The sequence below is a fragment of the Mesorhizobium sp. M7A.F.Ca.AU.002.02.1.1 genome (genome assembly GCF_003998535.1).
Lineage (GTDB): Bacteria > Pseudomonadota > Alphaproteobacteria > Rhizobiales > Rhizobiaceae > Mesorhizobium > Mesorhizobium ciceri.
On the sequence record NZ_RZPB01000881.1, the window covers coordinates 1 to 2,237 of the forward strand.

The 2,237-nt window shown below is 62.6% G+C and carries 2 protein-coding genes; one reads left to right on the forward strand and one right to left on the reverse strand.

Annotated features, from left to right (window positions below; genetic code table 11):
• Positions 1-545 (forward strand): 3-hydroxyisobutyrate dehydrogenase (gene mmsB, locus EN879_RS32770; protein WP_127274551.1); only part of this gene is annotated, 545 nt, incomplete at its 5' end.
• 327 nt (positions 546-872) lie between these two features.
• On the opposite strand, the gene EN879_RS32780 is transcribed toward mmsB, so the two are convergent.
• Positions 873-2,237, reverse strand: a 1,365-nt coding sequence (locus tag EN879_RS32780; protein WP_281034622.1) for a glycine cleavage T C-terminal barrel domain-containing protein, incomplete at its 5' end; no start/stop codon positions are given.

Sequence of the window (2,237 nt, forward strand, 5' to 3'; positions counted from 1 at the left end):
TCGATGCACCGGTCTCGGGCGGCACCGGCGGGGCTGCGGCCGGCACGCTGACCTTCATGGCGGGAGGCTCCGATGATGCCTTCGCTGCCGCCGAGCCGATCCTGAAGCCGATGGCCGGCCGCATCGTCCATTGCGGCGGCGACGGCGCCGGCCAGGCAGCAAAGATCTGCAACAACATGATCCTCGGCATTTCGATGATCGGTGTCGCCGAAGCCTTCGTTCTGGCCGAAAAGCTCGGCCTGTCGCATCAGGCGCTGTTCGACGTCGCCTCGACCTCGTCGGGCCAATGCTGGTCCTTGACCACCTACTGCCCGGTGCCCGGCCCGGTGCCGACTTCGCCCGCAAACAGGGACTACAACCCAGGATTTGCAGCCGCCTTGATGCTGAAAGACCTGAAATTGTCCCAGGAAGCCGCGCAAGGTGCGGGTGCTGTAACGCCGCTCGGTGCCGAAGCGGCTCAGCTTTATGCCTTGTTCAACGCCCAGGGACATGGCGGCGTCGATTTCTCCGGCATAATTAATTTTCTCAGGGGTAACCCGGCGTAACCCACGGATTTGGCGGATTTTTCCGGTTTCCTTCGGTGGAAAAAATGAAAATTTAGATTTGCTTAAGCTCTCGATAACTCCGCGGTAACGATGTCCCTATAAAACGGACTGTGAGGCGGACATCTCATCCGTCCGGCGCTCCGGATCAGGTCTCGCGTACCGGAGCCCGTAAGTTTCGACAAGTGCCATAAGTTTCGCAAAGTGTTTGCGTAGCGAAGCGCCATGCGTATCTGGCAAAACCGCGTTCCCGATGGAGCGCGGTTTTTGCGTTTTACCCTGCAGCACGGTTGAGACATCGATGAACCGGAAACTGTACTCCGGGATACCTCACATGCGCCCGCGGGCGCCTTCCGGATCATAGGGCGAGTCGGCGATCACCTTTGCCGCGCGGCGCTCGCCGAGGATCGAAACCTGGAGCTCGGTACCGGGCGACACAAGTTCCAGGGGCAGCAGCGCAAGTGCTATGTCGTGACCAAAAGTGTAGGAATAGCCCGCCGAGGTGATGTGGCCGACGAGCTCGCCTTCGCGGTAAACGCCCTCGAAGGCGAATGCGCTCGCACCATCCGTGTCGATCGACAGTGTGGCGATCCGGCGTGTAACCTGCTGCTGTTTCGCGACCAGTGCCGCCCGGCCGATGAAGTCCCTGTTGTCGAGGCTGATGAAGCGCTCGAGGCCGCTTTCCCAGGCGGACAATTCGGGGTTCATATCGCGGTACATGGCCCGGTAGGATTTATCGAGACGAAGCGATTCCAGCGCTTGAAGTCCGACCAGCCTCAGCCCGTGTGCCTCTCCCGATGCCAGAAGCGCATCCAGCAAATGCCGCTGGTAGCAGAGTGGATGATAGAGCTCCCATCCCAGCTCACCCGAATAGTTGACACGCAGCAGCCGTACGTCGCTGGCCATGCCGACGGTGCTGGACTGTACGCTGAACCATGGGAAGGCCTCGTTGGAGAGGTCGATCTCCGTCAGCGGCTGCAGTATGTCGCGCGCCTTCGGCCCAACCACCGTGAAGCTGCCGCGATCCTCCGTGACGTTGCGCAGATGCACGCTGCCGTCCTTCGGCAACAGCCGGCCGAGATCGTCAAGGTTCCAGCGTTCGGCGCGCGGCGTCGATATGAGATAGAACAGGTCGCTCTGCAGCCGCGCCACCACATACTCGGCCTGCACGCCGCCGGTCGGCGTCAGGTGATGGGCAAGAGCGACACGACCGGGACGCGGCAGTCTGTTGGCCAGGATTCCGTCGAGCCAGCCCTCGGCGCCCGGCCCGCCGACCTCGAACTTGGTCATTGGTGTCATCTCGACCAGACCGCCGGCGTGGCGGACAGCCTGGACCTCTGCGGCGACGTGGTTCCCCTTGGGGGTCCAGCGCCAGCTGTAGACATTGCGCGCCTCGACACCCGCGGGCGCAAACCAGCTCGGCATCTCCCAGCCGTTCAACACGTCCCATACCGCGCCAAGCTGACTTAGGCGGTCATAGGACGGGGCCGTTTTCTGCGGTCGCGCCGCCGGCATGTCCTGGCCCGGATAGTGCTGTACGGCGTGGGTGCCCCAGGCTTCCCGGACCTTGGCCCGGGTCCAGTTCTTGTTGGCGTATCGGCCGAACCTGCGGGGATCCAGCTCCGCCGTGTCGATGCTGTTGCCACCCTCCACGATCCGTTCGGAGAGGTAATAGCCAATCGCACCGCCCCAAAG